This window comes from Pseudomonas sp. E1MeOHC2 (assembly GCF_058745025.1).
Genome location: NZ_CP196675.1, coordinates 2,576,472 through 2,603,336 on the forward strand (window position 1 = coordinate 2,576,472; position 26,865 = coordinate 2,603,336).

Here is a 26,865-nt window from a genome sequence, read left to right on the forward strand (position 1 = left end):
CATGACCACTACCCCTGTACGTCAGGAATACGAGGTGCAGCTGGAGCCACTGCTCAGTGTGCCTCTGGAACGCCAACTGCCACTCGCCCAGCGTTTGTGGCAACAAGGCTGGCTGCGCAAGGCTGTCATCCTGGTGGTGATCGCCGCGCTGTGGGAGGCCGTGGCCCGCTATCAGGGCAATGACCTGCTGCTGCCGAGCTTTCTGCAAACCTCCGCTGCGCTGTGGGACGGCCTGCTCAGTGGCGAGCTGCCCGCCAAGGTCGGCGTGTCGCTGGTGATCTTGCTCAAGGGCTACGTGCTGGGCATTGTGCTGGCCTTTGGTTTGACCAGCCTGGCGGTCTCTACCCAGCTCGGTCGTGACCTGCTGGGCACCTTGACCTCGATGTTCAACCCGCTACCGGCGATCGCCTTGTTGCCGCTGGCGCTGCTGTGGTTCGGGCTGGGCGACAACAGCCTGATCTTCGTGCTGGTGCACTCGGTGCTGTGGGCGCTGGCGCTGAACACCTATGCGGGCTTTCTTGGTGTGTCCGAGACCCTGCGCATGGCCGGCCGCAACTATGGCCTGAAGGGCTTGCGCCTGGTGCTGCACATCCTGGTACCAGCGGCTTTGCCGTCGATTCTGTCGGGGTTGAAGATCGGCTGGGCGTTTGCCTGGCGCACCTTGATCGCCGCCGAACTGGTGTTTGGCGCCAGCAGCGGCAAGGGCGGGCTGGGTTGGTACATCTTCCAGAACCGCAACGAGTTGTACACCGACAAGGTGTTTGCCGGGTTGGCGGTAGTGATTTTGATTGGTTTACTGGTCGAGGGGTTGGTGTTCAATACCCTGGAGCGGCTGACCGTGCGGCGGTGGGGGATGCAGCGCTAACCGGTAGCCTGCCCCGGCCTCTTCGCGGGCAAGCCCGCTCCCACAGGTTTCGCACCACTTTCAAGGTTGGTGATGACCTTGTGGGAGCGGGCTTGCCCGCGAAGAGGCCGGTACAGGTCATGGATTCTGGTATTGAGCCGCCGCATTGCTCAACATCTTGCCAATTTCTTCGCGCAACCCTTCCGGTTGCTCCACCACCACCCCATCCCCCTGGCTCAACAGCCACCAGCGCAACGGCCAGCCATCGCTCACCGTGGCACGCAGCCGATGCCCATGTTTCAGCGCTGTCAGCTGCATGTCGGTGCTCAATGGCGTCTGGCGCAACTGCCGCGCCAATGCGTCATTAATCCGCGCCACCAGCTCTATCCCCTCGCCCTGGACCGGCTGCAAGGCGTCACCCCGCAGGTAGGTCAGCAGATCGAAATTGCCCCGCAGCTCACCCACGGCACTCGACGACCAGTGCCAGCCGAACGGTATGCTCTTGTCATTGCGCTCCAGCGGAAAAATCAGCGACAGCTCGTTGAGGTCGCGCTCAACCGTGCGTTTGCTGACATTGAAGCCCACATCACGCAGGCGCCAGACCAGCTCGGCGCTGGTGATGCCTGGGGAGCGGCTGGGCAGTTGGCGCAGCAGCGCCCACTGACGGCTGAGGGTGGCGCGAGTGGTGGCGAACGGCAAAAGATAACGTCCTTGTCTAGGCTTGCCGCAATAGGATGGCGGCACGAGCGGGGCATGGCAATTGGCCACAGCCTGCTCAGATCAAGGAAGTCGCATTTGGTTGCCTCGTGCCGAATCGTTCGCGACAGGTTTTGTCGTGACGTCACGCAGAATCACGCCTCATCACAGCCAAGGTTGGGATTGTGTGTCGTTCAATGAGGATGAACATGTCTGCTGCCAGCAATATCCATTCGCTGCTTGCCCGTCTTCTGCCAGAGCGGGTGATCGCTCCTCCAGCCCCTGCCGGGAGACGTCATCGGCTGTTTGCCGGGGTCGGGTTGCCCAGCCAGCGGTCGCTGTTGGTCAGCCGCCTGGATGAGGCCAGTGATTTGCAGGTGGTGTATGCCGACCTGCGCCACCAGGCGCTGCAAGGCAGCGTGGCTGCGCTCAATGACCTCGGCTGGATCTGGCTCAATGGCAAGTACTGGCGTGCCGATACCGTGCTGGCCGGCCACCTGCTGCGCATGGCAGCCTTGCAGGGCAACGCCGCGGCCTGGTTCAACCTGGGCCAACAGCACTACTTCGGTAAAGGGATCGAGACCTCCTACGTGCAGGCGGCCGAGTGTTATCGGCAGGCGTTTGACCGCGGCATGTTGCATGCTGCCGCCGCGCTGGGTGATTTGTATGAAGAAGAAGTGTGCGATGGCGACCTGGACTGGCAGGTCGACCTGGTGCAAGCCTACCAATGGTTTATGCGCGGTGCCGAGCGGGGCGAAGCGCGCTGCCGGTTCGAGGTGGGTTACCGGCTGATGCATGGCCTGTACGTGGAGGCCGATATCAAAGGTGCGCTGTATTGGCTTGAGTTGGCGGCAGCGGCGGGGGTGATGCAGGCTGCCGAGGAGCTGGCGGTGCACTTCAGCAGCCGCGACAGTGCGCGGTACCTGGAGTGGCGCGACCGGGCAGTGCAGATGGGCAGCACGCTGGCGCTGACGATGAAGCTGGAAGACCAGGTACAGCCTTGATCGTTGCATCAAATTCGGGGGAAGACGCAGCCCATGTGTGGCCCTTTCGCGGCGCAAGGCCGCTCCCACAGGTAATACGCCAGTTTTTAGAAATTGAGCAAGACAGTTGCCCCCACAGGGATTTGAGCTGGATTTGATCAAGGCGCAAAGGCCCAAGATGAACAACAATTCACCCACGCTATCCGTCGCCCCCTGTTGACGACAGGGGGAGGGCCAGGCGTATATTGATAGTTAGCAAACTATGAATATCCTTGGTTCCTTTCATGTCCCTTGATCTCCTGCGCCTGCAAGTCAGCAGCGGCATGGTGGTTGCCGCTCGCCATTGGCGGCGCATCTGCCACGCTGCGTTGACCAGCTACGGCATCTCCGAGGCCTGCGCCGCACCGTTGCTGATGATCGTGCGCCTGGGCGATGGCGTGCATCAGGTGGCGGTGGCCCAGGCCGCCGGCCTCGAAAGCCCGTCGCTGGTGCGCCTGCTCGACCAACTGTGCAAAGCCGGGCTGGTGTGCCGCAGCGAGGACCCATTGGACCGTCGCGCCAAGGCCCTGAGCCTAACCGCCGAAGGCCGCGCCCTGGCCGAGTCCATCGAGGCTGAGCTGGTGCGCCTGCGCCGTGATGTACTGCAGGGCATCGACCAGGCCGACCTGGAGGCCGCCTTGCGCGTCCTGCGCGCCTTCGAGGCTGCCGGCCTCGGCACACCCGGCGGTGCAGCATGAACGGCTTCTTCAGTTCGGTACCCCCGGCCCGCGATTGGTTCTACGGCGTGCGCACCTTCGCCGCGTCGATGATTGCCCTGTACATCGCCCTGCTTATGCAGTTGCCGCGCCCTTACTGGGCGATGGCGACCGTCTACATCGTCTCCAGCCCCTTCGTCGGCCCGACCAGTTCCAAGGCGCTGTACCGTGCCCTCGGCACGTTGCTGGGTGCCGGTGGGGCGATATTCCTGGTGCCGCCTTTGGTACAGTCGCCGCTGTTGCTCAGCGTCGCCATTGCCTTGTGGACCGGCACCTTGCTGTTCCTCTCGCTGAACCTGCGCACCGCCAACAACTATGTGTTGATGCTGGCGGGCTACACGCTACCGATGATTGCCCTGGCCGTGGTCGACAACCCCACCGCGGTATTCGATGTGGCCTCGTCGCGGGCCCAGGAAATCTGCCTGGGCATTGTCTGCGCGGCCGTAGTCGGTGCGATCTTCTGGCCGCGCCGCCTGGCCCCGGTGGTGGTCGGCTCGACCGGTAACTGGTTTGCCGAGGCGATCCGCTACAGCGACACCTACCTGGCCCGCGACATCGCCGCCGACAAGGTGGGCGGCATGCGTGCTTCGATGGTGGCCACGTTCAATACCCTGGAAATGATGATCGGCCAGCTTGGCCACGAAGGCGCCGGCCCCCACACCCTGAAGAATGCCAGCGAACTGCGCGGGCGGATGATCCACCTGCTGCCGGTGATCGACGCCCTGGACGACGCTCTGATCGCCCTTGAGGGCCGTGCGCCTGTGCAGTTCGCCCAGCTGCAACCGTTGCTGGCCGAGGCCCGCGAATGGCTCAAAGGCACCGCCGACGATGCCTCCCTGGCACCCTGGACCGCGCTGCACGAGCAGATCACCCGTCTGCAACCCAGCGCCGCCGCACTGGACCAGCGCGGCGGCCTGCTACTGTCCAACGCCCTGTATCGTCTGACCGAGTGGGTCGACCTCTGGCAAGACTGCTGCACCCTCCAGCACGCCTTGCGCAAGGACGACGCCACGCCCTGGCGCGCGGCCTATCGCCATTGGCGCCTGGGCCGTTTGACGCCCTTCTTCGACCGTGGCCTGATGCTCTACTCGGTGTTCTCCACCGTTACCGCGATCATCGTCGCCAGCGGCCTATGGATTTTGCTCGGCTGGAACGACGGTGGCAGCGCGGTCATTCTCGCTGCCGTGGCCTGCAGCTTCTTTGCCGCCATGGACGACCCGGCGCCGCAGATCTACCGGTTCTTCTTCTGGACGCTGATGTCGGTGATCTTCTCCAGCGTCTACCTGTTCCTGGTGCTGCCCAACCTGCACGACTTCCCGATGCTGGTGCTGGCCTTCGCCGTACCTTTCATCTGCGTCGGCACGTTGACCGTGCAGCCGCGTTTCTACCTTGGCACCTTGCTGACCATCGTCAACACCGCCACGTTCATCAGCATTCAGGGCGTCTACGACGCAGACTTCTTAACCTTCATCAACGCCAACCTGGCCGGCCCGGTCGGGCTGCTGTTCGCCTTCATCTGGACCCTGCTGCTGCGCCCGTTCGGCGTGGAACTGGCCGCCAAGCGCATGACCCGCTTCGCCTGGCGCGACATCGTCGAGATGACCCAGCCCGCCACCCTGGCCGAACACCGCCAGGTCGGCGTACAAATGCTCGACCGCCTGATGCAGCACTTGCCGCGCCTATTGCAGACCGGCCAGGACAGCGGTGTGGCGCTGCGTGACCTGCGTGTGGGCCTGAACCTGCTCGACCTGCTGGCCTACATGCCGCGCGCTAACCCGCAGGCCCGCGAGCGCCTGGCCACGGTCATCGAGGAAGTCGGCGCCCACTACGCCGCTTGCCTGCGCGCCAACCAGCGCCTGCACGCCCCGGCCGCGCTGCTGCGCAACATGGAGCGTGCGCGGCAAGGGCTGGCGCTGGACGATCACAACGACCGTGGCGACGCCCGTGTGCACCTGCTGCACGCCTTGAGCGGCCTGCGCCTGGCATTGCTGCCCGGTGTCGAAGTGATGCTTGAGCCTACCGAACAACCGCAACTGCCCCCCGGCATCGATGGAGCCCCACTGTGATCGGTGATCTGGATATCAGCGGGGTGTTCCTGCCCACGCTGCTGGTGATGATGGTGTTCACCTACTTGCTGTTTCTGGGCGTGCACGCCGTGCTGGTGCGCCTGCATTTCTACCGCCTGGTCTGGCACCGGGCATTGTTCAACGTTGCCCTCTACGCCGTGATGCTGGGCGCGGTCGACCACTTTTGCCGAAACCTGATGCTGCCATGAAAAAACCTTTGCTGACCCTGGGCCGTGTGGTCCTGACCTTGCTGGTCGTGAGTTTCGCCGCCGTGCTCGTGTGGCAGATGGTGGTGTACTACCTGTTCGCCCCCTGGACCCGCGACGGCCACATCCGCGCCGACGTGATCCAGATCGCCCCGGATGTGTCCGGGCTGATCCAAAAGGTCGAGGTGCGTGACAACCAGGTGGTCAAGCGCGGCGACGTGCTGTTCACCATCGACCAGGACCGCTTCAGCCTGGCCCTGCGCCAGGCCCAGGCAACCCTCGCCGAGCGTGAGGAAACCCTGGCCCAGGCCGCCCGCGAGACGCGCCGTAACCGCACGCTGGGCAACCTGGTCGCGGCCGAGCAGTTGGAAGAGAGCCAGTCCCGCGAAGCCCGCGCCCGTTCGGCGGTCAACGAGGCGCAGGTGGCGGTCGATACCGCCCAGCTCAACCTCGACCGCTCGGTGGTGCGCAGCCCGGTGGATGGCTACCTCAACGACCGCGCCCCGCGTAACCATGAGTTCGTCACCGCCGGCCGGCCAGTGCTGTCGGTGGTCGACAGCGCCTCTTACCACGTCGATGGCTACTTCGAAGAAACCAAGCTCGGTGGCATCCACATCGGCGATGCCGTGGACATCCGCGTGATGGGCGACAACACCCGCCTGCGCGGCCACGTACAAAGCTTCGCCGCCGGCATCGAAGACCGCGATCGCAGTAGCGGCGCCAACCTGCTGCCCAACGTCAACCCAGCGTTCAGCTGGGTGCGCCTGGCCCAACGGATACCGGTGCGTATCGCCTTCGACGAAGTGCCACAAGACTTCCGCATGATCGCCGGGCGCACGGCCACGGTGTCGATCATCGAGGACAAGCGCCCATGAAACGCCTGATGCTGGTGGGCATGGCCCTGTCCCTCGGTGCCTGTGCCCTGGTTGGCCCGGATTACGAAGTGCCGAAAGACGCGGCCGTGCAGCGCAGCGACCTCAACGGCCCGCTGCGCCAGGACGCCGACAGTGTGGTGTCGGCGCCGGTGCCCGAAGACTGGTGGCAGCTGTACCAGGATCAACGCCTCAACCAACTGGTGCGCCAGGCGTTGAGCGCCAATACCGAGCTGCGGGTGGCTGCGGCCAACATCGCCAAGGCCCGCGCCCAGGTCGAAGTGGCCGAATCGCAGGGCGGCTTCAGTGGTGGCATCAAGGCCGGCGCCCAGCGCTTGCAGGAGTCCGGCGAGGCCTTTTTGCTGCCCGAGAAGGTGCCTGTGGCCAATATCGGTGAGGCCATCATCAGCGCCTCCTACCAGTTCGACCTGTGGGGCACGTTCAAACGCGGCACCGAGGCGGCCAAGGCCAACGCCGACGCGGTGCAGGCCGCAGCAGACACGGCGCGCATCACCCTGGTGGCGGATGTGGTCAAGGCGTATACCCAGGTGTGCTCGGCCAACGAGGAATACCACATTGCCCGCGAGTCGCTGGACCTGCAGGAGCAAGGTGTAAAGCTGAACCAGCGCCTGCGCGATGCCGGCCGTGGCGACGAAACCCAAGTCACCCGCTCGCAGACCCAATTCAAATCCCTGCGCGCTGAGCTGCCACGCTTCAAGGCCGAGCGCGAGACCGGCCTGTACACCCTGGCCGCACTGCTGGCCAAGCCGGTCGAGCAGTTGCCCGCCGGCACCGCCGATTGCGCCGAACTGCCGCACCTGGCCCAGCTGATCCCGGTGGGCGACGGCGCCGCGCTGCTCAAGCGCCGCCCCGACGTACGCCAGGCCGAGCGCCAATTGGCGGCTGCCACCGCTTACATCGGCGTGGCCACGGGCGCGCTGTACCCGGATATCAGCATCGGCGCCCAAGTTGGCACCATCGGTATCCTCGAGAACCTCGGCGAGCCGGCGACCAACCGCTGGGGCTTTGGCCCACAGATCAGTTGGACCATCCCCACCAACGGCACCCGTGCACGCATCCGCATGGCCGAAGCCTCGACCCAGGCGGCGCTGGCGCATTTCGACGGCGTGGTGCTGAACGCCATCCGCGAGACCCAGACCCGGCTGGCGCAGTACAGCGCCTTGCTCGACCGGCGCGATGCATTGGCCGAGGCGGAGAAGTCGGCCAAGGAAGCGGCGGACCAGACGCACCGGTATTACCAGGCTGGGCGTGAGTCGTTCCTGGCGGACTTGCAGGCGACGCGGACGTATACCGATATGCGGGCGCAGTTGGCGGCGGCGAATAGCCAGGTGGCGGTGGGGCAGATTGGGGTGTTTTTGGCGTTGGGGGGTGGCTGGAAGCCGAGCGCCGATGTGCAGCCGCGTTGATCACATGCCCGGCACATAGAGTATTCAACTCAGCCGGGTGTGAGGCTCTCCTGTCGGTGTCGTCGGTTGCAGCCGAGAGTCTAATGAGGGCTAACCGCTCATAACTCAGCCCTTATGGAGTTTGCTATTACCCTTATTGCAATCTCTTCGTTGTTTAAAGGTTGTTGCTGGGAAGTCTGGAGTATTTTAGATATTATTTTCGGAGGGATGTTGTAACTCTTGAGCATATCTGGTGGATGGGTTGCATGGCGGCTGGCAAATCCCATTGCGATCTCAGATGCATGTATTAGACCGCGATCCTCAAGGTCGCCTCCCAAGACCATAAACTTTCTGGCGGTTAGTTCGTTTTTGTTTTTTAATGGTCCGATTTGGGTTTCAGCAAATGTAAGAACTTGCCTAATGCCTTGTTCTGCTATCAACGAACCCTGGCCGACTACCGAGCCTACGGCCGCGCTAAATGGTTGAGGGGATCTAGGTTGGAGAGGGCGTTGCTGTCCGATAATTGGGCTGGGCGGTCGAGATGGGTCAGGGAGTCCAGCCATTTTGTGCAGCCCTGGGTAGTGTGTTGTACCTCTTCTGCCACTGTAGAACATATGGCCAGTGGGGTCTGTCCGGTTGACCGGGTCGCCCGCACAATAAGCGTAAGCATTGACCCCGCCAGCGCCAAAGGGGCTCAGATTATCCGTTGAACAGAAGCGCCTAAGTGCTGGGCTATATGGGCGATACCCGTTGCCAAGCAGATAATGCCCTGTCAGGTATTGCCGAAGTTCTCCGTTGAAGCCGAGCAGTGAGTATGCTTGATCAAGCAGGGCATTATGTCCGTAAGGAGCATAACTATGTTGTTGGTATTTCGAAGCCTGGGTAGCAAGAACTGAGCGGTTTTGATCCGCTGACAGTAGACGGGGTTCATCTGTCCTTCCCTGTTGCAGTGATTGTTCCCCAAGTGGCATGCCGTGATAATGGAAAAGCGTGCGCTGAACATCTCTGGATAGGGTGAGATGAGGGAAGCCGTGCTGATAAAAAAGCTTGGATGTACAGTTTTTTATATACATATGTTTTGCCCAAGTGCTCGCCTCTATCCACGGATCATGGGCGGAGACCGCGAGTAGCACAACTGGTAAAAATAATAGGCTCTAAGGTCTAGCAAATTTTGTAAGCAATTTCCGAATCTGAAACCAAATGCTTCATCTCTCGTTATCAGGCGAACTATCCTACGCGTCTGTCGGAAGGTGCTGTCTAGGCGGTGAAATGCCCCAGGAATAATGTCCTCGGGTCGCCTCGCAAGGCGATCGGGCGTGAGACACCCGGTTTGCATTCGGTAGCACCGCTTCATGGCGGTCGTGCGCGGGCAGGCTTCGGCCTGGCCGGGGTTACCGTATGTCCCGGGTCTCACTCCGTGCACGACTGCCACCCAATTCCGTGAGACGAGGAGGACGGTAGTTTTTCTTTCCGCATACGGAGCCGCACCATGAAAAAAATCGTCCCCGACTCACCGCCCGCAACCCTCCTTCTGCTCGACCCGCCCATCATCACACTCCAAGACCCTCCCTGCGCCGAAGCGTGCGACTTGCTGATCCGCGCCCTGTGCGACCACACCCGCGCCAGCGCCTGAGCCGAGGAACGATACGATGCGCGACGATCCCACAGCGTCTTCCACCGCAGGCGAGGAAACCTTCGACCTGTTCCGCCTGCAACCTGACGTACCGTTCAACCACGCCTTCTCTCAGCTGTCCGTACTGCTCGGCTGCATCCGCCACCTGACCACGGAAGCGGAAATGGAGAATGACCGCGTGGCCGGCAGTGCAGCGCGGATTCTCAGCGAGATGGCCAAGGCTTTGATCGATGATATGGAACGGGGCATGAACAGGGTGCATTGAGTGCACTAGCGCCAAGGCAGCGAGTGAGTGCGCTCACTCCTGCTTGGCTTCGGCCCGTTGTGCCGCAAGGATGTGTTGCGACTGCTGTTCGATGAAGTCGAATACCTCGACCGGAACGGTGTATTGGAATTGCTTGCGCCGGTTCCTGGATACGATGCCATCATTGGTCAGGCACATCATCACCAGGTTGGCCAAGTCGCTGCCACGGACATCGTACTGATCGTCCACTGCCCGATAGACAGCGTCGTAGCTGGCCAGAAAATCGGCTTCCTTCTGCAGTTCCACTTCAAGGGCTATTCTGGCCATGTCGAGCGTGAAGGCCACGCACGGCGTCGCATCCCAATAGGTGCGCGTAGCCAGCGGCTTCCATTTCAAACCTCCTTCACCAGGTCCAAATTCGCCATTTTATTTTCAGCGGGCTTAGAAAATTTTCAATTGAAGAGACTTTGATCATTTTTTTTTCAAAATCCTAGGTGAAAATTGTAAACGTCACGCCTGATTTCCCCCTGTTTTGTCACAAGATTTTTCATGAAATCCGCCCGCCACCCTTGAGAGAAATAGAGTGGAAGTGAACAATGTTCTCTTTCGCATTCCCTCCGAGACTGGCCATGAAAACCCGTTCCCGTCTGCTAGCTTGGCTGCCTGCTTTATTGCTTGGCCCAGTGCTGGCGCTGTGCAGCACCGTGGTGCTGGCCGAAACCCCCGCCGAGGCCACCAAGGCCTTGCACCTGCTCGATTACCTCGGTGCCGACTACCCGCCGACCGTGCGTGACGGCAAGGTGATCGACGAGGGCGAATACCGCGAGCAACAGGAGTTTAGTGCGGTGCTGGCCGAGCTGGTCAAAGGCTTGCCAGCGCATGCCGAGCAACCTGCACTGGAGCAGGGCGTGCAGGGCTTGCGCCAGGCCATCGAGCAGCGTCAGGACGGCGCCGCCGTTGCCCGCCAGGCCCGCCAGCTGGGCGCGCGCCTGGCGGTGGCCTACGAGGTCAGCCAGGCCCCGGTGATTACCCCGGACCCGGCCCGCGGGGCCTCGCTGTATGCGCAGAACTGCTCGATCTGCCACGGCGACACCGGCGCCGGCGATGGCCCGGCCGGTGTTGGCCTGGAGCCGCCGCCCGCCAACCTGCGCAGCGTCGAGCGGCTTGACCAGTTGAGCCTGTTCGACCTGTACAACACCCTTGGTTTGGGCATTGAAGGCACCGAGATGCCGTCGTTCGCCGATCAGCTTGATGAGCGTCAACGCTGGGACGTCGCCGCCTATGTGGCGAGCTTCACCGCCAAGCCCGACGCCGCCAAGGGCGACAAGGCCTGGAACCTGGCAGACCTTGCCCGCCAGACCCCAGCCGAAGTCGCCGCCAACGAAGGGGCCGGTGCGCTGGAGGCGTTTCGCGCCCAGCGTGCCCAGCCGCCACAGGCCAAACGCGGCCCGGCGCAGTTGCTCGAATACACCGCCAGCACCTTGGACAAAAGCCTGGCTGCCTACCGCGAAGGCGATCACGACCAGGCGTATGACCTGTCGGTAGCCGCGTACCTGGAAGGGTTCGAGTTGGTGGAAAGCTCGCTGGACAACATCGATACCCAGGCGCGCAAGGACACTGAAAAATCCCTTATGGCCTACCGCCAGTCGCTGCAGGACGGCTTGCCAGTGGCCCAGGCCGAGCAACGCCTGGTCGAAGCCAAGGCCAAGCTCGACCAGGCCGCCAAGCTGCTGGGCAGTGATGGCCTGAGCTGGTCGCTGAGCTACATCTCCGGGCTGTTGATTCTGCTGCGTGAAGGCCTTGAGGCGATTCTGGTGCTGGCGGCGATCCTCGCCTTCCTGCGCAACACCGGCCAGCAGTCGGCGGTGCGCAGCGTCAATGTCGGTTGGGGGCTGGCGCTGGTCGCAGGTTTCGCCACCTGGGCCCTGGCGGCCTATGTGATCGATGTGGGCGGTGCCCAGCGCGAGCTACTCGAAGGCTGCACGGCGCTGTTTGCTGCGGTCATGGTGCTGTGGCTGGGGGTATGGATGCACGACCGCCGTCACGCCGCCGCCTGGCAGGACTACATCAAGAGCAGCCTGGTCAGTGGGGGCGGGCGTTTCGGTTTTGCCGTGCTGGCGTTCTTCTCGGTGTACCGCGAGCTGTTCGAAGTGATCCTGTTCTACGAAACCCTGTGGCTGCAGGCAGGGCCTGCCGGGCATCAGGCGGTGCTGGCAGGGGGCGCCACGGCCCTGGTGCTGCTGGTGGGGTTGGCGTGGGTGATATTGCGAGGCTCGGCCAAGCTGCCGCTGTCGCTATTCTTCAGCATCAACGCGGCGCTGTTGTGTGCGCTGTCGGTGGTGTTCGCCGGGCACGGCGTCAAGGCACTGCAAGAGGCCGGGGTACTGGGCACGCGGCCGGTGGCGTTCTTTGAGTTCGACTGGTTGGGCATTCACGCCGATGCCTACTCGCTGGCGGCCCAGGCGGTGGCACTGCTGGCCATCGTGTTCCTGTACGGGCGCTCGCGGTTGGCCGAGAAGCGCAGGGCGGCGGCCAACTGAGGCCGCCCTCCTGGTAACGCTATTTGATCAGGCCGGTTGTGGCGCTTTGAGAATGTTTTGCAGCAGTAGGACACTTTCGACGGCGTCATGACCCAGGCTGGTCAGGTAGCCACCGTCGGGTTGATCGGTCAGCCCCTTTTCGTGCAGGCGCTGTGCGGCCGCGATCAGGGCAGGAGCGGCGTTGCTGTTTATCTTGATGCCTTCTTGGCTGCTGTCGTGTTTGAACAGCGCAAGGACTTCCAGTTCGGCGATCAGATCGGGGGTAAAGGACATGGCGACTCCTGACTTCCAGACGAGGATAGCGGCACCGTCATCGGTGCCTGACCTTCGAGTGTAGTCGGGTTATTCGTCGTCGCCTTGATCCATCTCAGGTGGCAGCTCGGGCAGGGCGCGCAGGGCGTTCTCGTACCATTCGCTGTCGAACGCGCGGTCTTCCACCAGCATGTTGTCGATCTCGAAGGCCAACACATGGGCCATCAGGTTGAGGATGTCCTCGCGCGCGTAGCCGACCAAGGTCAGCTTGTTGAAGGTGGCCTTGGCCGCCGCCGGTTCGCCGCTTTCGATCTGGTTCTCGATGGCCTGGGTCAGCGTTGCCTCGGCGAAGGCTTCGTCGTCATTGTCGATGTCGGTGGGCTCGCTCATGGCGGTACTCCTGTGATGGGGCATACAGTTTGCCACGCCTGTGGTGGCAATGTCCGGTCATCGAGCGGGTGCATGACGCTGGTCAGGCGCAGGCAGAGGGTCTATAAAAGCCGGGCCATCCCCTCACGGCCTGGAGGCTGTTACCCCATGCTCAAGCTTCACGGATTCTCGGTCAGCAACTACTACAACATGGTCAAGCTGGCCCTGCTGGAAAAAGGCCTGCCTTTCGAGGAGGTCACCTTCTATGGCGGCCAAGCGCCCCACGCGCTGGAAGTCAGCCCGCGCGGCAAGGTGCCAGTGCTGGAAACCGAGCACGGCTTTATCAGCGAGACCAGTGTGATCCTCGACTACATCGAGCAGACCCAAGGCGGCAAGGCGCTGATGCCGGCGGACCCGTTCGGGCAGGCCAAAGTGCGTGAACTGCTCAAGGAAATCGAGCTGTACATCGAGTTGCCGGCGCGTACCTGCTATGCCGAGTCGTTCTTTGGCATGTCGGTGGAGCCGCTGATCAAGGAGCGGGCCCACGCCGACCTGCTGGCGGGCTTCGCCACGCTCAAGCGCAATGGGCGCTTTGCCCCCTATGTGGCGGGTGAGCAGCTGACGATTGCCGACCTAATGTTCTGCTTCTCGGTCGATCTGGCTTACGCGGTGGGCAAGAAGGTGCTCGACATCGACTTCCTCGCGGATTTCCCCGAGGCCAAGGCGTTGCTGGAGAAGATGCGCGAGAACCCGCACATGGCGCGGATCATGGCAGACAAGGAGGCGGCGATGCCGGCCTTTATGGAGATGATTCGTAGCGGTAAGCGGTAACTACCGGGGGCTGCTTTGCAGCCCATTCGCGGGGCAAGCCCGCTCCCACAGGTGCCGCACTTTTCCTGAAGCATGCACACATCTGTGGGAGCGGGCTTGCCCCGCGAACGAGGGCGAAGCCCTCGCAATGGCCCTTAGCGCGAAGCCAGCAAGGCTTGACCGCGCACCACCGCCGCACGCACCTGCGCCGGCGCCGTACCACCAATGTGGTCACGGGCATTGACCGACCCTTCCAGGGTCAGCACGGCAAACACATCCTGCTCGATCTGGTCGCTGAACTGGCGCAGTTCGTCCAGGCTCATTTCGGCCAGGTCCTTGCCAGTGTCCACACCATACTTCACCGCGTGGCCGACGATTTCGTGGCAATCACGGAACGGCAGGCCTCGGCGTACCAGGTAGTCAGCCAGGTCGGTGGCGGTGGAGAAGCCGCGCAGGGCCGCTTCGCGCATGATCGCGTGCTTGGGCTTGATGGCCGGGACCATGTCGGCAAAAGCACGCAGCGAATCGCGCAGGGTATCGGCGGCGTCGAACAGCGGTTCCTTGTCTTCCTGGTTGTCCTTGTTGTAGGCCAGCGGTTGGCCTTTCATCAGGGTCAGCAGGCCCATCAGGGCGCCAAACACGCGGCCGCTCTTGCCACGTACCAGCTCCGGCACGTCCGGGTTCTTCTTCTGCGGCATGATCGAGCTGCCGGTGCAGAAGCGATCAGGCAGGTCGATGAACTGGAACTGCGCGCTGGTCCACAGCACCAGCTCTTCGGAGAAGCGCGACAGGTGCATCATCGCAATGCTTGCGGCAGCGCAGAATTCGATGGCGAAGTCACGGTCCGAGACGCCGTCCAGCGAGTTGCCGGATACGTCCTCGAAGCCCAGCAGTTTGCAGGTGAGCTCGCGGTCGATCGGGTAGGTGGTGCCTGCCAGCGCGGCGCTGCCCAGGGGCATGCGGTTGGTGCGCTTGCGGCAGTCGACCAGGCGCTCGTAGTCGCGGCTGAGCATTTCGAACCAGGCCAGCAGGTGGTGGCCGAAGGTGACTGGCTGAGCGGTCTGCAAGTGGGTGAAACCGGGCATGATGGTCTCGGCTTCACGCTCGGCCTGCGCCAGCAGGCCCTGTTGCAGGCGGGTGATCTCGGCCAGGATCAGGTCGATCTCGTCACGCAGCCACAGGCGGATGTCGGTGGCGACCTGGTCGTTGCGGCTGCGGCCGGTGTGCAGCTTCTTGCCGGTGATGCCGATGCGGTCGGTCAGGCGTGCTTCGATGTTCATGTGCACGTCTTCGAGGTCGACGCGCCAGTCGAAGTTGCCGGCCTCGATCTCGCCCTGGATGGTCTTCAGGCCATCGATGATGGTGTCGCGCTCGGCATCGCTGAGCACGCCGACCTGCGCCAGCATGGTGGCGTGGGCGATCGAACCCATGATGTCGTGGCGGTACAGGCGCTTGTCGAAATCGACCGAAGCGGTGAAACGGGCGACGAAGGCGTCGACGGGCTCACTGAAGCGGCCGCCCCAGGACTGATTGGTCTTGTCGGTGCTCATGGATTCACTCATTGCAGGCGTGAACGAAAAAGTGGCGCCGATAATAGCAGGGTTGGGCGCGCTGCCGCAGGACGCCGGTCGAGAGAAATGTCGCCAAAACGCCAGGCAAACGAGCAAGCAAGGATTTGCAGGAATGAACGGCAGTGTTCCACGGACCGTCTACAGTTGGACAGAGGACTGGCAGTGAATCTGCCGGCCGAGTGAATCTTTGGCCATCGCACCGGTCTAGAGCGTGACACGCAGTGTCGCTCGAACCACAGCTGTCTACGCTATAACCTGTGCGAGACTCATTCAGGAATCCAGCGCAATTATGAATGTCCTGATCGTTGATGACGAACCCCAAGGCCGTGAACGCCTCAGTAGGCTACTCGGCGAACTAGAGGGTTATACCGTGCTGGAGCCTAGCGCCACCAACGGCGAGGAGGCCCTGGCGCTGATTGAAAGCCTCAAGCCCGATGTCGTCCTGTTGGACATCGGCATGCCTGGCCTGGATGGCCTGCAGGTTGCCGCTCGCCTGTGCGAGCGCGAGGCGCCGCCGTCGGTGGTGTTTTGCACCGGCGACGATGAATACGGCACCGAAGCTTTCAAGGACAGCACCCTCAGCCATGTGACCAAACCCTTCCAGCCCCAGGCGCTGCGCGATGCCTTGCGCAAGGCCGAGAAGCCCAACCGCGCCCAGTTGGCGGCGCTCACCCGGCCGGCCAATGAAGGCGGAGGCCCGCGCAGCCATATCAGTGCGCGAACGCGAAAGGGCATCGAGCTGATTCCCTTGCCCCAGGTCATCTATTTCATCGCTGACCACAAATACGTGACCTTGCGCCACGAGGGCGGGGAGGTGTTGCTCGATGAGCCCCTCAAGGCCCTGGAAGACGAATTCGGCGAACGCTTTGTGCGCATCCATCGCAATGCGCTGGTGGCTCGCGAGCGTATCGAACGCCTGCAACGCACCCCGCTGGGGCATTTTCAGCTGTTTCTCAAAGGCCTGGACGGTGATGCCCTGACCGTCAGCCGGCGCCACGTGGCCGGCGTGCGCAAGATGATGCAGACGCTCTGACCCTGTCTTTGCGCGGCCACTTCCATGGCCGCGCACAGGCCGCACACCGCCATTGACCCGCATCTGCTAGCGATGCCCCCGGAGCTGTTATCATCGGTGGTATTTCTCTGCATCGGGGCGTTCCATGTCCACTCGCGAAATCCGCATTGCCACCCGTAAAAGTGCCTTGGCCTTGTGGCAGGCCGAATATGTCAAAGCCCGCCTCGAGCAGGCTCACCCTGGGTTGCTGGTGACCTTGGTGCCCATGGTCAGCCGCGGCGACAAGCTGCTTGATGCGCCGCTGGCGAAAATCGGCGGCAAGGGCCTGTTCGTCAAAGAACTGGAAACCGCCCTGCTGGACAACGAAGCCGACATCGCCGTGCATTCGATGAAGGACGTGCCCATGGACTTCCCCGAAGGCCTGGGCCTGTACTGCATCTGCGAGCGTGAAGACCCGCGCGATGCTTTCGTTTCCAACCGTTTCGAAAGCCTCGAAGCCTTGCCCGCTGGCAGCATTGTCGGTACCTCCAGCCTGCGCCGTCAGGCCCAGTTGCTGGCGCGTCGCCCGGACCTTGAAATCCGCTTCTTGCGTGGCAACGTCAATACCCGCCTGGCCAAGCTCGATGCCGGTGAATATGACGCGATCATCCTCGCCGCAGCCGGCTTGATCCGCCTCGGTTTCGAAGACCGCATCACCTCCAGCATTAGTGTCGACGACAGCCTGCCAGCGGGTGGCCAAGGCGCGGTGGGTATCGAATGCCGCAGTGCCGACAGCGAAATCCATGCGCTGCTGGCGCCTTTGCACCATCTCGACACTGCCGACCGGGTGGTGGCCGAACGGGCCCTGAACAAGCGCCTCAATGGCGGCTGCCAGGTGCCGATTGCCTGCTACGCGGTACTTGAAGGCGACCAGCTGTGGCTGCGTGGCCTGGTCGGCCAGCCCAGCGGTGGCACCTTGCTGGTGGCTGAGGCCCGCGCGCCACGCGCGTCGGCTGAAGCGTTGGGCGTGCAGGTTGCCGAAGACCTGCTGAGCCAGGGCGCCGAAGCCATCCTCAAGGAAGTCTATGGCGAGGCCGGGCACCCGTGAGTCGCTGGCGCCTGCTGCTGACCCGGCCTGCCGATGACTGCACAGCACTGGCGCAATACCTGGCGGCGGCGGGGGTGGCTAGCAGCTGTCTGCCGCTGCTGGCGATAGAAGCTGTCGCTGTGGATGACCGGCAACGTCAGTTGCTGGGTGACCTGCAGGGTTTTCAGGCAATCATCGTGGTCAGCAAGCCGGCAGCCAGGTTGCTGCTCGAACGGCTGGCCCAGGCCGGGCTGCAGCCGCCCCCAACAGGTTGGTTCACCGTGGGCGAGGCGACCGCAGCTGTGCTGCAGGGCGCAGGCCTTGAAGTGGCCTGCCCGGCGCACGGCGATGACAGCGAAGCCTTGCTTGCGCTTGCGGCCCTGCGCGCGGCAATCAGCGTGTCTGCGCCGCGTGTCTTGATCGTCCGTGGCGTGGGAGGTCGCGAACTGCTGGCAGAGCGTCTTGCAGAGCAAGGTGCTAGTGTCGATTATCTGGAACTGTATCGTCGCTGCCTGCCGGAGTACCCAGCGGGCACCTTGATGCGCCGCATCGAAGCGGAACGCCTCAATGGCCTGGTGGTCAGCAGTGGGCAGGGTTTCGAACATTTGCAGCAGATCGCCGGCGCCGATTGGCCGCAGGTAGCGCGTCTGCCGCTGTTCGTGCCGAGCCCGCGGGTTGCCGAGCAGGCCAGGGCCGCCGGGGCCCAACAGGTTGTGGATTGCCGTGGCGCCAGTGCCACGGCCTTGCTGGCAGCCGTGCAGCGCAGCGCTGCACCTGCCTCTTAAGGCGCTAAGCTGAACGCCAAGCGCCCCCATGCAAAGGATGGATACGTGAGCGAAACTGTCTTGTCCAACAATGATCAGCCGTCGGCCCAGACGCCGGCGGACCCCGTCACCGCCACACCCGCCAAGCGCTCCGGCAGCGGTCTGGCAGCGCTGGCCCTGCTGCTGGGTGCGGCCGGGGTCGCGATAGGTGGCTGGGGTGTCTGGCAGGTGCGTCAACTGCAGGGCAGCGAGTTTAACCAAGGGCAACACCTTGAAGCACTGAACCAGCGCGCCGAAGCGCTGCAGCAGCGTGAACAGCAAATCAGTGCGCAGCTGGCCAGCCTGCCGGCCGCTAGCGAGCTGGAAGACCGCCGCCGCCTGGTGTCGCAACTGCAGGGTGATCAACAGCGCCTCAGCCAGCGCCTGGAAACCGTGCTTGGCGAGAGCCGCAAGGAATGGCGCCTGGCAGAGGCCGAGCACTTGCTGCGCCTGGCCACCCTGCGCCTCTCGGCCCTGCAGGACATCACCAGTGCCAAGGCCCTGGTCGAAGGCGCTGACGAAATCCTTCGCGAGCAGAGCGACCCGGGCGCCTTCGCCGCCCGCGAGCAGTTGGCGCGCAGCCTGGCAACGCTCAATAGCACGCAGCAACCAGACCGCACTGGCCTGTTCTTGAAGCTTGCCGCGCAACGTGAACTGGTGCAGCAGCTCAGCGCCCAGTCGCCGGAGTTTGACAGCAATGCCGATGCGCTCGGTGCGCTGACCGCCGACGGCGATGGCGCCAGTCGCTGGTCGCAGTGGTGGGCGGAAATCTCCAAGTATTTCCAGATCGACTTCAATGCCGATGACAACGTACGGCCACTGCTGGCCGGGCAGTCGCTCAACCAGCTGCGCCTGGCCCTGAGCCTGACCATCGAGCAAGCTCAATGGGCGGCGCTCAATGGTGATGCGAAGGTCTACACCCAGGCACTGGACGATGCACGCAGCGTGCTGCTGGCCAACTTCAACGCCGACAACCCGCAGAGCAAGGCCATGCTCGACAGCCTCAACGCCCTGGCCGAGCAACCGGTGTCTGTCGTTACGCCTGATTTGAGCGAGAGCCTGGCTTCGGTGCAGGCCTACATCCAGCGCCGCCATCTGCCGGCCGAGGGTGAAGGGGGCAAGCCATGAAGCGGGTCTACCTGCTGGCCGTGCTGGCGATCGTGATCGCGGCCGCCTTGGGCATCGCGGTGGCCAAACACAGCGGTTATGTGCTGATCTCCTATGGCAGCTTCCGCTATCAGTCGGGGCTGTGGGCCGCGCTGGCCGGGCTTATCGCCGTGGTTGCCGTGCTCTGGTTGCTGCGCTACCTGGTCGGCCTGGTGCTGACGTCCAGTGGTGTGGTCAACCCGTGGTCGCGACGCAACCGCAGCCGCCGCATCCGCCTGGCCATCGAGCAAGGCCAGTTGGACCTCGCCGAAGGCCGCTGGGCCAGTGCCCAGCGCCATCTGCACCGCGCCGCCGAAGCCGAGCGCCAGCCCTTGCTCTACTACCTCGGTGCCGCCCGTGCCGCCAACGAGCAGGGCCGCAAGGAAGACAGCGACAACCTGCTTGAGCGCGCCCTGGAGCGTCAGCCGCAGGCGGAACTTGCCATTGCCCTTACCCATGCCCAGTTGCAGATGGACCGTGGTGATACCGACGGTGCCCTGGAAACCCTGCTGGCGATGCAGGAGCGGCACCCGCAAAACGGCCAGGTGCTGCGCCTGTTGCAGCGCTTGCACTTGGAGCGAGGCGACTGGTCGGCACTGATTCGCCTGCTGCCTGACCTGCGCAAAGGCAAGGTGTTGCCAGCCGAAGAGCTCGCTGCACTTGAAAAGCGTGCCTGGGGTCAGAACCTGAGCCTGGCGACGACCCGTGGCGAAGATGCGAAAACTGCGCGTCAGGCCCTGGAACGCGCCTGGCAGCAACTCACCGCCGCCCAGCGCCAGGAGCCCCAGCTGGTGCTTGCCTACGCCGAGCAACTGCGCCAGGTGGGCGCCCAGGGTGAAGCAGAGCAGGTGTTGCGCACCGCCCTCAAGCGCGAATACGAAAGCCACCTGGCCCGTTTGTATGGCCTGGTGCGCGGTGATGACCCGGCGCGTCAGTTGCAGGCTGCCGAAAGCTGGCTGAAGGCGCACCCGCAGGACCCGAGCCTGTTGCTGACCCTCGGCCGCCTGAGCTTGCAGAACCGTCTGTGGGGCAAGGCACGGGATTATCTGGAAAGCAGCTTGCGGATGGAGCGCAATCCGGAAACCTGTGCGGAGTTGGCCCGCTTGCTCGCCGGCCTCGGCGAGACCGAACGCAGCAACCAGCTGTTCCAGGAAGGCCTCGGTTTACTGGATGAGCGTTTGCTGGCGCTGCCGTTGCCAGAAGCTGTCCGCGCCTGATCTGAACGACTCCTGAGCTACCCCTGAGACCGTGCCAGCATGCGGGCTCAGGGGGTGGGTAACTTGTCCGGCGTTATAAGTTAGATCTGCAATCCATTTCTTAAGACGTTTCCTACTTCCCGGATGGAAACTTCCTTTGCTATTCAGCGACTTGTCGTTCCTGTAGCGCCTTGAAACAAAGCGGTTCTTTCCTCTACCGTTTCAAGCCACTTCATTCCCCGGGACCACCATCACCCATGCTGCCGGCCCGCTTACGCACCTTTTTTCTCCCTGCCTGCCTTGCCTCACTGGCGGTGCTGGTCGGCTCCTTTCACCTTGAAAGTGCTCTGGGGCTGGTGCCCTGCCCGTTGTGTTTCACCCAGCGCTTGCTGCTTGGGCTGTACGCGGTGCTATGCCTGGGTGCAGTGATGCAGGCGCCAGGTATGCCGGGTATTCGTCGTTATGCGCGGGCAATGCTGGCCTGTTCGCTGGCGGGGGCGCTGCTGGCGGCACGGCATGTCTGGTTGCAGGGGGCGGGCGGGGCGATCCCGCTGTGCCCGGCACCCATCTGGCGGGTATTCGAGCAATCCTGGCGCGAAGCCGCCCGGCAATTGCTGCTGGGTGGCCCGGACTGCAACTCGCTGACCTGGAGCTTTCTTGACCTGACGCTGCCTGAATGGAGCCTGTTGGCGTTCCTGCTATTGGCCGCGCTGCCCTTGAGCCACCTGCTGGCGTATCGTTTCCGCACTCTGGCTGGCGTTTGACCTGGCGCAAGCCTGGTACGCCATCGCGACCAATGGCGATGTGACAGGGTATTAAACACTTGTATGAACTTTGTCTGCTGCGTACCTTGATGGTCAGCACGCGCGGGAATAATCTCCCAGCACGCATACCGAAAATACAACTGCTCGATGCCGTCCTGCTGATGTCACCTTTGTGCTGCGCGGTCGTGGTACGAGGTGCAGCGGCATCTACCCAGAAGGGAAGAGATCGCCATGCTCGATAGTTGTCAGAATGCCCAGGAACGCTGGGGTGGGGTTCACAAGCTGATCGACCGTTGGCTGGAGGAGCGCCAGGAACTGGTGCAGGCTTTCCGCGCATTGCGCGATTTGAAGCCAGCCTTCGCCGATAAGGACACCAACGGGGACTTTTGCGCGCTCCTGGTCGACTACGTTTCGGCGTGGCATTTCGAGGTCAGCGAACAACTGGTCAGCGAAGCCAAGGCCTTCGGTGATACGCGCGGCCTTGAACTGGCTACACAGATCAATCCACGTATCGATGACAGCACCCAGATCGCTCTGGCCTTCAATGACCATTGCGTAAAGGGTGAGTGCACGGACCCAGAACGTTTCGCCGACAAGCTGACGAAGTTGGGTGCCCTGCTGCACGAGCGCTTCGAGCTGGAAGATTGCCTGATTGAGGTGCTGCACAACGCGCACAAGGAAGAGGGCGCGGTCGAAGCCTGAAGCGGGGCGTCAGTCGCCAACCGCCAGCAGTTCGATTTCGAATACCAAGGGTGTATAGGGCGCGATCAGGTCACCTGCGCCCTCTGCGCCGTAGGCTTGGGCCGACGGGATCACCAGGCGCCACTTGGCGCCTGCATGCATCCGAGGCAAGGCCACTTGCCACCCCTCGATCACCGAGCCCAGGCTGAACCACTGTGGCTGTTGGTTTTGATCGAACACCGAGCCATCCGGCAACCTGCCCACGTAGCGTACCTGCACCTTGCCGCCCGCGTTTGGCTGCGCGCCGGCACCGCTTTGCAGTTCGCTGTAGAGCACGCCTTCGGGCAGCTCATGCACACCGGCACGCGCCCGCTCGTTGGCCATGAAGCGTGTTTCCACCGCCTGTTGTTTTTCTGCCTGAGCCTGCTCGGCCGTAGTCGCTGCCTGCGCTTCATGCTGCTGCAGCACGGCCTGCATGCGTGCCTTGTCGAGCGTTAGCGGTTGCCCTTGATAGGACTGGCGCAGGCCTTCGACCAAGGCGTCCAGTTGCAGCCCCGGCATCTCATCTCGCAAACGCTCGCCCAGGCTGGCGCCCAGGCTGTAAGCCAGGTCATGGTCGTCCGCATCGGCCAGGGCAAAGGGCGCCACCAGGCACAAACCTAAAACAAGAAAACGAGGCATGGACAGTTCCTGCGCAATGAGCGGGCCGTTACAGCCAACATCCGGGTTGGCCGGTATCGGCCAAATATGAGCAACGCTTTATTCTGCAACTACACTTTCACGGAGCTGCAAGATAACAACTTTGCCCAGGCATGCAACGCGGCGTAAATATTACTGTCAACATGCCCTAGCGGCGGTAGCAGCAGAAGCATAGTATGAGCCGCAATCTCGTCAGCCAGGAGGTAAACCATGTCGGCCAAAAAGAAGCCAGTAAGTACGCCGTTGCACCTGCTCCAGCAACTTTCGGGCAGCCTGCTCGAACATTTGGAAGATGCCTGCTCGCAAGCGCTGGCTGATGCGGAAAAACTGCTGGCCAAGTTGGAAAAGCAACGTGGCAAGGCACAAGAGAAACTGCATAACGGTCGCCTGAAACTGCAGGACGCGGCCAAGGCAGGTAAGGCCAAGGCGCAGAACAAAGCACAAAAAGCCATCGGTGAACTTGAAGGTTTGCTCGACTCGCTCAAGGGCCGCCAGACCCAGACGCGCACCTATATCCAGCAGCTCAAGCGTGATGCCCAGGACAGCCTGAAGCTGGCCCAGGGCGTGGGTAAAGTGCGTGAAGCCGCCAGCAAGGCACTGGACCAGCGCGCCGTCGCGGCCAAGGCTGCAAAACCGGCCGCTGCCAAAGCCCCGGCGAAAGCCGCCGCTACCAAGCCCGCCGCTCGTTCCGCTGCCGCCAAGCCCGCCGCCAAAGCACCTGCAGCCAAGGCCCCGGCCAAACCCGCTGCGGCCAAAGCGCCCGCCAAAGCCGCCGCCGCCAAACCTGCGGCCAAGCCCGCCGCTAAAGCCGTCGCTGCCAAAGCACCGGCCAAGGCTGGCGCTGCTAAACCCGCCGCCAAACCGGCTGCTGCCAAAGCACCCGCCAAGGCCGCCGCTGCTAAACCTGCAGCCAAACCTGCGGCGACTAAAGCCCCGGCCAAAGCGGCTGCTGCAAAACCGGCTGCGAAACCAGCGGTTGCCGCTAAAGCACCCGCGCGTGCTGCCGCCAAGCCAGCGGCAAAACCGGCGGTGAAGGCTGCGGTCAAACCCGCTGCCGCCAAGCCCGCCGCGAGCAAACCAGCCGAAACCAAAGCGGCCACGGCTGCCACCAGCGCGCCTGCCGCCGCGACCAACTCGGCCTCCCCGGCTGCAGCGCCGTCGGCACCCGCCAGCACCCCGGCTCAGGCGCCGTCTTCGGCATCCTGAAGCGCTGCCGCCGCGACGCGCAACTGATGCAGCGCGCGGTGATCTCGGGCCTGGTCCGGCGCTAGCCGGGCCAGCCAGTCGTCCGCGGGCTCGTGGGAGCCCGCGGGCCACTGTTGCGAACGCGCCTGCAGGCGTTCCAGCAAGGCCTTCTCGGCCTGCAATTCCAACCCCTTTAGTTGCTCACGCAACGCCGCCAACTGCGTATCGGTGTGCGCTGCCGTGCGCCATTGTTGGCGCAGGCCCCGTAACGGGGTCACTACCTCACGCTGCCAAGGCTCGGCAATGTTGCGCAGGGCTTGCGCGCGCTCATCATTTGCGGCCACGCCGCGTGCTTGCAGCCAGGTCGCACAGAGCAACAGGCAAACGTCACCGCCCAGCGCTTGCACGCCAAGGCAGGCCTCTTCAACGCCGGCCCTGGCATACAAGGCCAGGGCGTGATTCCACAGGTCGGTGCACATGATTCCACTCACGCTACGGGCCGAGGAAGCTGGTAGACTCCGCGACCATCATGATCAGACTATCCAACCTCACTTTACAGCGTGGTCCGCAGCGCTTGCTAGAAGGCGCCGAGATGACCTTGCACGCCGGCCACAAGGCCGGTTTGATCGGTGCCAACGGCGCCGGAAAATCCAGCCTGTTCGCCTTGCTGCGCGGTGAGCTTTCGCCCGATTCCGGCGATTGCCTGCTACCCGGCGACTGGCGCATAGCCCACATGCGCCAGGAGGTCGACACCCTCGACCGCCTGGCGGTGGACTATGTACTCGATGGCGACGTGCGCCTGCGCAAGGTGCAGGCCGAGCTTGCGGTGGCCGAAACGGCCCATGACGGCACAGCCCTGGCGCGCCTGCACAGTGAGCTGGAAAGTGCCGATGGCTATACCGCCGATGCCCGTGCGCGCAAGTTGCTGGCCGGCCTTGGCTTCACCAACGAGCAGATGGACCGCCGTGTCGGTGACTTCTCCGGTGGCTGGCGGATGCGCCTGAACCTGGCGCAGGCGCTGATGTGCCCGTCCGACCTGCTGCTGCTCGACGAACCCACCAACCACCTGGACCTGGATGCGATCCTCTGGCTGGAAGACTGGCTCAAGGGCTACCCCGGCACCTTGCTGCTGATTTCCCACGACCGCGATTTCCTTGATGCCGTGGTTGACCACGTGGTGCACGTCGAGCAGCGCAAGCTCAACCTGTACAAGGGCGGCTACAGCGCCTTCGAACGCACCCGCGCCGAGCGCCTGGCGCAACAGCAGCAAGCCTACGAGAAGCAGCAGGCCCAGCGTGCGCACATGGAAAAGTACATCGCCCGCTTCAAGGCACAAGCCACCAAGGCCCGTCAGGCACAGAGCCGGATCAAGGCCCTGGAACGCATGGAAGAATTGTCGGCGGCGCACGTCGATTCGCCATTCGACTTCGTCTTCCGCGAATCGCAGAAAATTTCCAGCCCACTGCTGGACATGTCCGAAGGCCGACTGGGTTATGGCGACAAAGCCATCCTGGAGAAGGTCAAGCTGCAGCTGGTCCCGGGTGCGCGAATCGGCCTGCTCGGCCCCAATGGCGCGGGCAAGTCGACCCTGATCAAGAACCTTGCCGGCGAGCTTGCGCCGCTGTCGGGGCGCCTGGTACGTGGCGAGAACCTGGCGGTGGGTTACTTTGCCCAGCACCAGCTCGACTCCCTCGACGACAAGGCCAGCCCACTGTTGCACCTGCAGCGCATTGCCTCGGCCGAGCGCGAACAAACGTTGCGCGACTTCCTCGGCGGCTTCGACTTCCATGGCAACCGTGTCGACGAACCGGTGGTGAACTTCTCCGGTGGCGAAAAGGCCCGTCTGGCCCTGGCACTGATCGCCTGGGAGCGGCCGAACCTGTTGCTGCTGGACGAACCGACTAACCACCTCGACCTGGAAATGCGCCTGGCCCTGACCATGGCCTTGCAGGAATTCGCCGGTGCCGTGGTCGTGGTGTCCCACGACCGTCACCTGCTCAAGAGCACCACCGACGATTTCCTGCTGGTGGCCGACGGCAAGGTCGATACCTTCGATGGCGATCTTGAGGACTACAGCCGCTGGCTGGTCGAGTACCGTCAGCGCAATGCGCCGGTCAGCAACGCCCCGGCCAACCCGGATAAGACCGACAAGAAAGCCCAGCGCCAGGCGGCAGCGGCGTTGCGTCAGCAACTGGCACCGCACAAGAAAGCGGCTGACAAGCTGGAGGCCGAGCTCAACCAGGTGCATGCGCAGTTGGCCGAGATCGAAACAGCGCTGGGTGACAGTGGCCTGTACGAAGCGGCGCGCAAGGATGAACTGCGTGACCTGCTGGCTCGCCAGAGCAAGCTCAAGCAGCGTGAGGGTGAGCTGGAAGAGGGCTGGATGGAAGCCCTGGAAACCCTCGAAAGCATGCAGGCAGAGCTTGAGGCGCTGTCCTGATGGAGGAACTGCGTTCGCTGCTGCCGGGGCAATGGATGGATACCTTCTGGCTGGGCCTGCAGATTCTGCTGATCCTGGCCATTGCCTTTGTCCTGCAGCGCGTCATCGCCCGTGGTCTGAGCCGCCTGGGCCAGCGCTACCCGTTACCACCCGAGCTGCTGGTGCCGGTGCGTGGCGGCTTGCGCTGGTTGATCATGGGCAGCGCACTGCTGTTCGTGTTGGAGCGCCTGGGGGTTTCCGCAACCGTGCTGTGGACCGCGTTGTCCGGTTTCGTCGCGGTGGCTGCGGTCGCGTTCTTCGCCATGTGGAGCGTGCTGTCCAACCTGCTGTGCGCGGTGCTGATCTTCACGGTCGGGCCGTTTCGCATCGGTGATGTGGTCGAGCTGGTCGATACCCTGGACAAGCCCGGCGTCAAAGGCCGGGTAATTGCCATCAACCTGCTGTTCACCACGCTGATGGAATTGCCCGAGGCGGGCGGGGCGCTGGTGCAGGTGCCGAACAGCCAGTTCTTCCAGAAGTCCGTGCGGCGTTGGCGGGGGGCTGAAGTGCAGGCGCTGAGCAAAGACTTGACGAGCGAGTCGGACTGACATCCTGGTGTTTCCGCCTCCGGCCTCTTCGCGGGCTTG

28 protein-coding genes and 1 pseudogene are annotated in these 26,865 nt (G+C 63.2%); 21 read left to right on the top strand and 8 right to left on the bottom strand.

Annotated features, from left to right (window positions below; translation table 11 throughout):
• The first annotated feature begins 1 nt into the window (after window position 1).
• Window positions 2-865, top strand: coding sequence for an ABC transporter permease (locus ACSSU5_RS11430; RefSeq protein WP_027595109.1), 864 nt, complete (start codon window positions 2-4; stop codon window positions 863-865).
• A gap of 117 nt (window positions 866-982) precedes the next feature.
• Here ACSSU5_RS11430 and ACSSU5_RS11435 read toward each other — a convergent pair whose 3' ends face one another.
• A complete protein-coding gene (locus ACSSU5_RS11435) occupies window positions 983-1,543 on the bottom strand; it encodes a WCX domain-containing protein (protein WP_264310811.1) in 561 nt (186 codons plus the stop codon).
• A 206-nt stretch (window positions 1,544-1,749) separates the two neighbouring features.
• Here ACSSU5_RS11435 and ACSSU5_RS11440 point away from each other — a divergent pair, with 206 nt between their 5' ends.
• From ACSSU5_RS11440 to ACSSU5_RS11465, 6 genes are all read left to right on the top strand, one after another.
• On the top strand, window positions 1,750-2,544 hold the full coding sequence (locus tag ACSSU5_RS11440; RefSeq protein ID WP_264310810.1) for a tetratricopeptide repeat protein: 795 nt from the start codon (window positions 1,750-1,752) through the stop codon (window positions 2,542-2,544).
• 263 nt (window positions 2,545-2,807) lie between these two features.
• Complete coding sequence (locus tag ACSSU5_RS11445; protein ID WP_264310809.1) at window positions 2,808-3,260, top strand: MarR family winged helix-turn-helix transcriptional regulator; 453 nt, start codon at window positions 2,808-2,810, stop codon at window positions 3,258-3,260.
• Window positions 3,257-5,344 (top strand): FUSC family protein, encoded by a 2,088-nt coding sequence (locus ACSSU5_RS11450; RefSeq protein WP_492561171.1) that lies wholly within the window; start codon window positions 3,257-3,259, stop codon window positions 5,342-5,344. Before ACSSU5_RS11445 ends, ACSSU5_RS11450 begins: the two co-directional genes overlap by 4 nt.
• The gene (locus tag ACSSU5_RS11455) at window positions 5,341-5,553 is read left to right on the top strand and encodes a DUF1656 domain-containing protein (protein WP_136912409.1); all 213 of its coding nucleotides are present in this window, start codon (window positions 5,341-5,343) and stop codon (window positions 5,551-5,553) included. Before ACSSU5_RS11450 ends, ACSSU5_RS11455 begins: the two co-directional genes overlap by 4 nt.
• Window positions 5,550-6,425: an efflux RND transporter periplasmic adaptor subunit gene (locus tag ACSSU5_RS11460; protein ID WP_264310807.1), complete on the top strand. Its 876-nt coding sequence runs from the start codon at window positions 5,550-5,552 to the stop codon at window positions 6,423-6,425. Before ACSSU5_RS11455 ends, ACSSU5_RS11460 begins: the two co-directional genes overlap by 4 nt.
• The gene (locus tag ACSSU5_RS11465) at window positions 6,422-7,849 is read left to right on the top strand and encodes an efflux transporter outer membrane subunit (RefSeq protein ID WP_492561172.1); all 1,428 of its coding nucleotides are present in this window, start codon (window positions 6,422-6,424) and stop codon (window positions 7,847-7,849) included. Before ACSSU5_RS11460 ends, ACSSU5_RS11465 begins: the two co-directional genes overlap by 4 nt.
• Window positions 7,850-7,947: 98 nt before the next feature.
• On the opposite strand, the gene ACSSU5_RS11470 is transcribed toward ACSSU5_RS11465, so the two are convergent.
• A complete protein-coding gene (locus ACSSU5_RS11470; protein WP_492561173.1) occupies window positions 7,948-8,901 on the bottom strand; it encodes an RHS repeat-associated core domain-containing protein in 954 nt (317 codons plus the stop codon).
• A gap of 416 nt (window positions 8,902-9,317) precedes the next feature.
• Between ACSSU5_RS11470 and ACSSU5_RS11475 the strand changes: the two genes are divergently transcribed.
• Both ACSSU5_RS11475 and ACSSU5_RS11480 read left to right on the top strand, forming a co-directional pair.
• The gene (locus ACSSU5_RS11475; RefSeq protein WP_492561174.1) at window positions 9,318-9,461 is read left to right on the top strand and encodes a hypothetical protein; all 144 of its coding nucleotides are present in this window, start codon (window positions 9,318-9,320) and stop codon (window positions 9,459-9,461) included.
• Window positions 9,462-9,477: 16 nt separating this feature from the next.
• On the top strand, window positions 9,478-9,726 hold the full coding sequence (locus ACSSU5_RS11480; protein ID WP_027595118.1) for a DUF3077 domain-containing protein: 249 nt from the start codon (window positions 9,478-9,480) through the stop codon (window positions 9,724-9,726).
• A 33-nt stretch (window positions 9,727-9,759) separates the two neighbouring features.
• Here ACSSU5_RS11480 and ACSSU5_RS11485 read toward each other — a convergent pair.
• Window positions 9,760-10,071, bottom strand: a pseudogene (locus tag ACSSU5_RS11485) (Fic family protein); the annotation flags it as partial.
• A gap of 230 nt (window positions 10,072-10,301) precedes the next feature.
• On the opposite strand from ACSSU5_RS11485, the gene ACSSU5_RS11490 reads away from it, so the two are divergent.
• Complete coding sequence (locus ACSSU5_RS11490) at window positions 10,302-12,245, top strand: FTR1 family protein (RefSeq protein WP_492561175.1); 1,944 nt, start codon at window positions 10,302-10,304, stop codon at window positions 12,243-12,245.
• A 27-nt stretch (window positions 12,246-12,272) separates the two neighbouring features.
• Here the strand turns inward: ACSSU5_RS11490 and ACSSU5_RS11495 are convergent, their stop codons facing one another.
• On the bottom strand, window positions 12,273-12,518 hold the full coding sequence (locus ACSSU5_RS11495) for a TIGR02647 family protein (RefSeq protein WP_492561176.1): 246 nt from the start codon (window positions 12,516-12,518) through the stop codon (window positions 12,273-12,275).
• 69 nt (window positions 12,519-12,587) lie between these two features.
• Entirely contained in the window at window positions 12,588-12,887 is a 300-nt protein-coding gene (locus ACSSU5_RS11500; RefSeq protein WP_264310801.1) for a hypothetical protein, read from the bottom strand.
• A gap of 147 nt (window positions 12,888-13,034) precedes the next feature.
• On the opposite strand from ACSSU5_RS11500, the gene ACSSU5_RS11505 reads away from it, so the two are divergent.
• Window positions 13,035-13,697, top strand: a complete 663-nt coding sequence (locus ACSSU5_RS11505) for a glutathione S-transferase (RefSeq protein WP_492561177.1) — start codon at window positions 13,035-13,037, stop codon at window positions 13,695-13,697.
• Between the two features lie 134 nt (window positions 13,698-13,831).
• On the opposite strand, the gene argH is transcribed toward ACSSU5_RS11505, so the two are convergent.
• A complete protein-coding gene (argH, locus tag ACSSU5_RS11510) occupies window positions 13,832-15,226 on the bottom strand; it encodes an argininosuccinate lyase (protein WP_264310799.1) in 1,395 nt (464 codons plus the stop codon).
• A gap of 310 nt (window positions 15,227-15,536) precedes the next feature.
• On the opposite strand from argH, the gene ACSSU5_RS11515 reads away from it, so the two are divergent.
• The 7 genes from ACSSU5_RS11515 to rsd all read left to right on the top strand — a co-directional run bounded on the left by ACSSU5_RS11515 (window position 15,537) and on the right by rsd (window position 21,936).
• A complete protein-coding gene (locus ACSSU5_RS11515; RefSeq protein ID WP_027595125.1) occupies window positions 15,537-16,280 on the top strand; it encodes a LytR/AlgR family response regulator transcription factor in 744 nt (247 codons plus the stop codon).
• 124 nt (window positions 16,281-16,404) lie between these two features.
• The gene (gene hemC, locus ACSSU5_RS11520; RefSeq protein WP_492561178.1) at window positions 16,405-17,346 is read left to right on the top strand and encodes a hydroxymethylbilane synthase; all 942 of its coding nucleotides are present in this window, start codon (window positions 16,405-16,407) and stop codon (window positions 17,344-17,346) included.
• The gene (locus ACSSU5_RS11525) at window positions 17,343-18,110 is read left to right on the top strand and encodes a uroporphyrinogen-III synthase (RefSeq protein ID WP_492561179.1); all 768 of its coding nucleotides are present in this window, start codon (window positions 17,343-17,345) and stop codon (window positions 18,108-18,110) included. The genes hemC and ACSSU5_RS11525 overlap by 4 nt, the downstream gene beginning before the upstream one ends.
• Before the next feature lie 45 nt (window positions 18,111-18,155).
• Window positions 18,156-19,256, top strand: coding sequence for a uroporphyrinogen-III C-methyltransferase (locus ACSSU5_RS11530; RefSeq protein ID WP_492561180.1), 1,101 nt, complete (start codon window positions 18,156-18,158; stop codon window positions 19,254-19,256).
• A complete protein-coding gene (locus ACSSU5_RS11535) occupies window positions 19,253-20,491 on the top strand; it encodes a heme biosynthesis protein HemY (protein WP_264310795.1) in 1,239 nt (412 codons plus the stop codon). Before ACSSU5_RS11530 ends, ACSSU5_RS11535 begins: the two co-directional genes overlap by 4 nt.
• A 236-nt stretch (window positions 20,492-20,727) precedes the next feature.
• Window positions 20,728-21,234: a disulfide bond formation protein B gene (locus ACSSU5_RS11540; RefSeq protein WP_264310794.1), complete on the top strand. Its 507-nt coding sequence runs from the start codon at window positions 20,728-20,730 to the stop codon at window positions 21,232-21,234.
• A 231-nt stretch (window positions 21,235-21,465) separates the two neighbouring features.
• Complete coding sequence (gene rsd / locus ACSSU5_RS11545; protein WP_264310793.1) at window positions 21,466-21,936, top strand: sigma D regulator; 471 nt, start codon at window positions 21,466-21,468, stop codon at window positions 21,934-21,936.
• Between the two features lie 9 nt (window positions 21,937-21,945).
• Here the strand turns inward: rsd and ACSSU5_RS11550 are convergent, their stop codons facing one another.
• Window positions 21,946-22,596 (bottom strand): FKBP-type peptidyl-prolyl cis-trans isomerase, encoded by a 651-nt coding sequence (locus ACSSU5_RS11550; protein ID WP_492561181.1) that lies wholly within the window; start codon window positions 22,594-22,596, stop codon window positions 21,946-21,948.
• Window positions 22,597-22,824: 228 nt separating this feature from the next.
• Between ACSSU5_RS11550 and ACSSU5_RS11555 the strand changes: the two genes are divergently transcribed.
• Window positions 22,825-23,820 (top strand): AlgP family protein, encoded by a 996-nt coding sequence (locus tag ACSSU5_RS11555; protein WP_492561182.1) that lies wholly within the window; start codon window positions 22,825-22,827, stop codon window positions 23,818-23,820.
• Here ACSSU5_RS11555 and ACSSU5_RS11560 read toward each other — a convergent pair.
• Entirely contained in the window at window positions 23,796-24,278 is a 483-nt protein-coding gene (locus ACSSU5_RS11560) for a TIGR02444 family protein (protein WP_492561183.1), read from the bottom strand. The genes ACSSU5_RS11555 and ACSSU5_RS11560 overlap by 25 nt on opposite strands.
• Before the next feature lie 50 nt (window positions 24,279-24,328).
• Between ACSSU5_RS11560 and ACSSU5_RS11565 the strand changes: the two genes are divergently transcribed.
• Window positions 24,329-26,239, top strand: coding sequence for an ATP-binding cassette domain-containing protein (locus ACSSU5_RS11565; RefSeq protein ID WP_492561184.1), 1,911 nt, complete (start codon window positions 24,329-24,331; stop codon window positions 26,237-26,239).
• On the top strand, window positions 26,239-26,826 hold the full coding sequence (locus ACSSU5_RS11570; RefSeq protein WP_492561185.1) for a mechanosensitive ion channel domain-containing protein: 588 nt from the start codon (window positions 26,239-26,241) through the stop codon (window positions 26,824-26,826). The genes ACSSU5_RS11565 and ACSSU5_RS11570 overlap by 1 nt, the downstream gene beginning before the upstream one ends.
• Window positions 26,827-26,865 lie beyond the last annotated feature (39 nt).